Origin of the sequence: Clostridium sp. (assembly GCF_047718555.1) — a bacterium.
Classification (GTDB): Bacteria; Bacillota; Clostridia; order Clostridiales; family Clostridiaceae; genus Clostridium_I.
In genome coordinates this window covers 1-5,968 of record NZ_JBDNRK010000101.1, presented here as the reverse complement: position 1 = coordinate 5,968, position 5,968 = coordinate 1, and the positions used below count along the sequence as shown (strand labels likewise).

Genomic DNA, 5,968 nt, shown 5'->3' with positions numbered 1-5,968 from the left:
AGAATTCAAGATAGTTTTCTATTGAATGTTATGACTACATTATACAAGGAGGATTAAAAAATGGGTAACGGTTTTTATTATGAAACAGAAATTGGGAAAATAGGAATTGTTGAAAATGGTACGGCTATAACTAATATGTATTTTGGAGATATAATTCCAGAAGATGTAAATATAGAAGAAACACCTTTATTGAAAAAAGCAAATGAAGAGCTGCAGGAATATTTTTCTGGAAAGAGAAAAAACTTTGATTTACCACTGGAAGCGGAAGGAACGGATTTTCAAAGAAAAGTATGGAAGGCACTGCAGGAAATCCCTTATGGTGAAACTTGCAGCTATAAAGATATAGCAGAAAATATTGGCAATACAAAGGCTTCCCGTGCAGTGGGAATGGCAAACAATAAGAACCCAATATTTATTTTTATTCCCTGCCATCGTGTTATTGGTTCTAATGGGAAATTAGTAGGTTATGCAGCTGGACTTGATGTAAAAGAGAGACTTTTAGAAATGGAAAAACGAAATGTTGGATAAGCATTAAGGCATGTGAAAATAAATAGTAAGCCAAAGATGTGACGAATATTTTCACCTGACTAACTTAGCGTAAGTCTCCAACGCACGCTGTTAAAGTGGGAGTTCAACGCCAAGTAAGCCATGCATTTGCAGTTCTAAAATTCAGATGGGGTAAAAGAATCCCCACCTGAATTAAGAACTTGCTTCAAATACGCCTAAATATGAAAAACTAAAATATAGTATTTAATTGGAGGATATTAATATGTTAAATATAGGTTGCCATTTATCAGCTTCAAAGGGCTACAAAGCCATGGGTAAAGAAGCACTTAAAATAGGAGCAAATACGTTTCAGTTTTTTACACGAAACCCCAGGGGTGGAAAGGCAAAAGAAATTGATCCCAAAGATGTAGAAGCACTACTTGAAATAGCAAGGGAAAATGAATTTGCTACAATGCTGGCTCATGCACCTTACACTTTAAATGCCTGTTCAGCAGATGAAAGCATAAGGAAGTTTGCATTAGAGGTTATGGAAGATGACATAGAAAGGATGGAGTATTTGCCAAATAATCTTTATAATTTTCATCCAGGCAGCCATGTAAAGCAGGGAGTAGAGGTTGGTATAAAATATATTACAGATATGCTTAATGCCGTACTAAAGCCAGAACAGACAACTACAGTACTACTTGAAACAATGGCAGGTAAAGGTACAGAAGTAGGACGTAGTTTTCAGGAATTAAAGCAGATTCTTGATGGAGTCAATCTTTCAGAAAAGATGGGTGTATGTCTTGATACCTGTCACGTTTATGATGCAGGCTATGATATCGTGAATCATTTAGATGATGTATTAGAGGAATTTGATGAAATTATTGGACTTGACAGATTGCGTGCCATACATTTAAATGACAGTAAAAATCCATTTGAAAGTCACAAAGATCGACATGAGAAAATTGGTGAGGGCTCTCTTGGAAAAGAAGCTATAATAAGAGTAATCAATCATCCTAAATTATATACCCTACCATTTTTCCTGGAAACTCCAAATGAATTATCTGGTTATGCTGAAGAAATTAAAATACTCAGAGAAGCCTATGAATACTAATAAAAATGAGGAGAAGACATTGGAAAATACAATAAGAGAACAGATTTTTCAATTGGCAGATGAAAAATATAGAGAATTTCAAAGTAGATTATGCCCGGGAAATGATAATATTGTAGGGGTAAGGCTGCCACTACTAAGAAAGCTGGCTAAACAGATAGCCAAAGGTGACTGGAAAACCTACATGAAGGAAGCAGAAAATGAATATTATGAAGAAGTTATGCTTCAGGGTTTGGTTCTTGGATATGTAAAAGCTGATATTGAAGAAATTCTAAATTTTGTTACGGATTTTATTCCTAAAATTGATAACTGGGCTGTGTGCGATAGTCTTTGTACAGGATTGAAATTTACAAAAACTAATAGAGATCATGTACTTAATTATATTAAGCCATATCTATCTTCAGAAAAGGAATTTGAAATGCGTTTTGCCGTTGTAATACTTCTTAATTTTTATATAGAGGAGAATTATATTGACAGAGTGCTGTTATTACTGGATGGAGCAAAACATGAAGGCTACTATGTGAAAATGGCTGTTGCCTGGGCTATTTCAATATGCTACGTGAAGTTTCCTGAAAAGACAATGGAATATCTGAAGAATAATACCTTAGATGATTTTACATATAATAAAGCATTACAAAAGATTACAGAGTCTTTAAGAGTTGATAGGGAAACTAAAACTCTTATAAGAAGTATGAAACGCAAATCATAAAAAGAAAGACTATGATAAGTATAATTTTAAGTGGGATTTTTATTACCCCACTTAATTTATATTAGCTATTCAGGAGCATTCTACTATCATATACATCTTTAGAACATATGCTTATAACTGAATAATAATTATATGCTACAAAAAGTTGTTTATCTTTTAGATTTTCTATATCCAGCTGCTTGCGCTTCTTGTTCTGTATTGAACCATTGTTCAGCATTTGTTTTATCATAGAATTGTCCGCCTGGTACATGATAAATTTTTTCACCATTAGAATTTATATTTCCTTTTATCAGTCCGTGAGAGGAAGAATTAGGATTGCTGGAACTCTGTATACTTGATTTATTCGCAGTGGAACCGGTATTAGTTGAACTATTATTGCTATTTGTGGTATTTTTAGAGTTATCAGTATTTGAACTATTAACCGAAGTTCCGCTTGAAGAAGAATCGCCCTTTGTAGTTCCATTATGATTTATAGACCATAGACCTTTATTTTCATTTCTCGCTTCAGAATTATATTTAGTAAAATATTCTTTATATTTAACATCTGGCGGATAAGTAGATACTTCAGCATAGCCATTTTCAACCAAGATGGCATTAAACATTTTAGTTTTTATTTCTGAATCAGTTATTCCGTTAGGTACATCTATCCAAACATATCTTAATAATCTTCCGTATTGATCAGTTTCAGAAACGTCTTTTTCTAGATATACAGTTTTTCCTGTAAGTTGATCTTTAGTATAATTGCTTGCTTCTTTTCCATAGGGTTCTGTTCTTGTGGTGGATTCTGGAGTATTTACTCCAATAAGCCTTACTTTATTACCGTCTGAAAGTTCTACTGTATCTCCATCTACTACTCTGGATACTTTAGCTTCTTTTAAATTAAACTTTGATAACTCTGCTGCTTTTTCTTGTGATTCATTTTCAGATTTTTGACTAGTTGATATGGCATTTTGTTTATTGCCACTGGCAACAGCTTTTTCACTGGAACATCCAGCACTAGACAATAGAAGTGTAAATACCATGGAAGTTAGTACAATTTTACTAAGAATTTTCTTAAAAATCATCATTTCATCTCCTGTTAATTCATTTTTATCTCATTGATAAGTGCTTGTATATATTATATTATCTTTGTTTAGAGAAGGATACAGAAAAATAGAGCTAGATTTGGAAATTAATAATGATTTAATTTAACAAAAATGAAAAAGAATATTAATAATTATGAGTTATTATAGTGATGTACGAAATTACCTATTGGGAAAAGTGCCAGCAGAGATGTTGGTGCTTTTTTCCTATGAAGCTTAATGTATATAAAGTTGTAATAAAGTTGTAATAAAACTGTAACAACAGCTTGATATTATAGAAACATAGAGATTACCCCTTTAGTTGTATATATATGTGTTACAGAGGGAAGCCTTATAATAGTTGGTGGCATAAGGTGAGTATATCAAGGTGGGTTAAGGGTATACAAATATAAATATATCGAAGCGCCTCAGGGCAGAGGGCAGGAAGCATGTTATAAACATACTTTCTGTAGTAGTGGTTCGATTCCGCTCTTCGATGCCATATATTTTATTAAAATTCAAAAAGCATCAAAAATGCCTTAAAATAAGGCCTTGACGGGACTTTAAGAATATTAAGATTTATTAAAAATCACTGTAATTGTAGTCAAAATGTAGTAAAATCGTAGTATTTATTGTAGTAATTACAAAAAGTTATTTAATAAGGAGGTAGCTTTTTTCCCTTTTCTCTGAAACGTGAACGTGGGGACCAAAAAACAGTGGCAGCAGTAACAGAAATTTACTCAAAAACTTTAGACGGAGTAAAAGAAATTCGTCACGAATATGCTACAAGATTTATACAATGGGTTGTAGGTGCTTCAATAGATGGGATCTTTGGAAATGAAACAAAGATAAGAGTGCAAAATTGGCGAGCATCTCATGGGTTAACACCTGATGGAGTAGTTGGACCCGCAACATGGGCTAAGATGTTAGGATAAAAGGGATTATAGGAAACTATAGTCCTTTTTTAATAAAAATAATTATAAAAAGAGAGATAACTTTTTAGATTTTATCTCTCTTTTTATTTTTATGTAAAAATATTTACTGATTATATTTGTAGTATTATCTGTAAAGGAAAATATATGCATTAAAATTAAATAAATTGAATGAGGTGTTTTATAAAATACTTTATTCCTATTGTTAGTATATCTAATGGAGAATATTAATTAATAGGTACAACATTATAGGCACTTGTTGGTATATCATATGAGTGCCGTGCACCTTGAGAATCTTTATTAAAATAAAGTATATCGCCTCAACTTAAATAATATAAAAATTATACCATATTATATTATATATGACATGCTCCTTAATATTATTATAAATGCCCTATTTGTAACGATACTAGTGACATACTCCCACCACCTACGCTATGCTAAGAGGTGGGGGTTTCTTGGGATGTACCAACTAATATCAGTATAATTACCAAGCTAACCCCGTTTGCCCAACGGTTTTTTTATATATTTTATGCACTTTTACTTTTCTCGTATATTCTTATTCCTTCATTTCGTATATTTACTGAAGCATTTTCATCTCTGTCATGAGTGATACCACAATTCTTACAAGTCCATACTCTTTCTGATAACTGTAATTTATCATTTATACTGCCGCAGGAGCTGCAAGTTTTTGATGAAGGATACCACTTATCTATTTTTATAAGGTGTTTCCCTCTATGCTGCAGTTTGTATTCTAAGAAATTTCTAAACATGCCAAAGCCATTATCCTGTACATTTTTCCCTAAAGACAGACATTGAGCAATATTTCTAAGGTTTATATCCTCTATACAGACTGCATCATATTTCTGTGACAATTCAAAACTCTTTTTATGCAGCCAGTCTTTTCGCTGATTTGATATTTTTTCCTGCAGTCTTGATATCTTTGATTTTTGTTTACACCAATTTTTTGACTTTAGTTTTTTTCTTGTGAGCTTTCTATATTCTTTTTTCAGCTTTTCTTCATTCTCCCTATAGTAATGAGGATAATTGGCTTTCTCGTCCTCACTGCTTACATAAAAAGAAGTTTGTGAATAATCAAGACCAATAAAATTTTCTGGTGTTATTTCCTTTTCTTCTTCATAATATTCTACTGTGAAAGATATGTAGTATTTACCCCTGCAGTCCTTTGACACTGAAGCAGTTTTAATACAATATCCTTCTGGTATTTCTCTATGTTTAACAAACTTTATCAAAGATTTAAGTTTGGGTATTTTCACATAGCATTCATCTACTATTGATATTGTTCCCTTTTGGTTGTTGGTAGTAAAAGAATGATGGTTTTGCCTTTTACTTTTGAAGGATGGCATTCCCTTTATATCTCTAAATGTCAGTATTTTACCTGTGGTTTTTTCAAGTTTTTTTGACTTTTTCCGGTAGGTTTTACCATCATATTCCTTATTGTATTTTTTTAATGCTTCTTGAAAATCAAGCTGGACATTTGCAAAGGCCAGACTGTCTATTTCCTTCATATACTCATACTCTTTTTTTATGGTTGCTGGTGTAGGAAATTTTACAGTTCTATAATCCACCTTTCCATTTACATAATTCTTATTTTCAAGTTTCTCATATAACATGTCTACATAGATATTGTATAATTTTCTTGTGC

At 32.2% G+C, this 5,968-nt stretch carries 6 protein-coding genes; 4 read left to right on the top strand and 2 right to left on the bottom strand.

Features of this window, described 5'->3' with window-relative positions:
• The first annotated feature begins 60 nt into the window (after nucleotides 1-60).
• The 3 genes from ABF633_RS20335 (at nucleotide 61) to ABF633_RS20325 (ending at nucleotide 2,309) form a co-directional block, all read left to right on the top strand.
• On the top strand, nucleotides 61-528 hold the full coding sequence (locus ABF633_RS20335; RefSeq protein ID WP_415526486.1) for a methylated-DNA--[protein]-cysteine S-methyltransferase: 468 nt from the start codon (nucleotides 61-63) through the stop codon (nucleotides 526-528).
• Nucleotides 529-769: 241 nt separating this feature from the next.
• Nucleotides 770-1,603 carry a deoxyribonuclease IV gene (locus ABF633_RS20330; protein WP_415526484.1) on the top strand — a complete coding sequence of 278 codons (834 nt, stop codon included), beginning with the start codon at nucleotides 770-772 and terminating at the stop codon, nucleotides 1,601-1,603.
• 19 nt (nucleotides 1,604-1,622) lie between these two features.
• Nucleotides 1,623-2,309 (top strand): DNA alkylation repair protein, encoded by a 687-nt coding sequence (locus ABF633_RS20325; RefSeq protein WP_415526488.1) that lies wholly within the window; start codon nucleotides 1,623-1,625, stop codon nucleotides 2,307-2,309.
• A gap of 149 nt (nucleotides 2,310-2,458) precedes the next feature.
• Here ABF633_RS20325 and ABF633_RS20320 read toward each other — a convergent pair whose 3' ends face one another.
• Nucleotides 2,459-3,373 carry a thermonuclease family protein gene (locus ABF633_RS20320; protein ID WP_415526482.1) on the bottom strand — a complete coding sequence of 305 codons (915 nt, stop codon included), beginning with the start codon at nucleotides 3,371-3,373 and terminating at the stop codon, nucleotides 2,459-2,461.
• A gap of 713 nt (nucleotides 3,374-4,086) precedes the next feature.
• Between ABF633_RS20320 and ABF633_RS20315 the strand changes: the two genes are divergently transcribed.
• The gene (locus ABF633_RS20315; protein WP_415526480.1) at nucleotides 4,087-4,305 is read left to right on the top strand and encodes a peptidoglycan-binding domain-containing protein; all 219 of its coding nucleotides are present in this window, start codon (nucleotides 4,087-4,089) and stop codon (nucleotides 4,303-4,305) included.
• A gap of 527 nt (nucleotides 4,306-4,832) precedes the next feature.
• Here the strand turns inward: ABF633_RS20315 and ABF633_RS20310 are convergent.
• Nucleotides 4,833-5,968, bottom strand: a 1,136-nt coding sequence (locus ABF633_RS20310) for an RNA-guided endonuclease InsQ/TnpB family protein (protein WP_415526478.1), incomplete at its 5' end; no start/stop codon positions are given.

Bases quoted from the DNA above. Each gene is read 5' to 3' on its own strand.
- ABF633_RS20335 (WP_415526486.1), top strand. From the start codon at position 61: ATGGGTAACGGTTTTTATTATGAAACAGAAATTGGGAAAATAGGAATT.
- ABF633_RS20330 (WP_415526484.1), top strand. From the start codon at position 770: ATGTTAAATATAGGTTGCCATTTATCAGCTTCAAAGGGCTACAAAGCC.
- ABF633_RS20320 (WP_415526482.1), bottom strand. From the start codon at position 3,373: ATGATTTTTAAGAAAATTCTTAGTAAAATTGTACTAACTTCCATGGTA.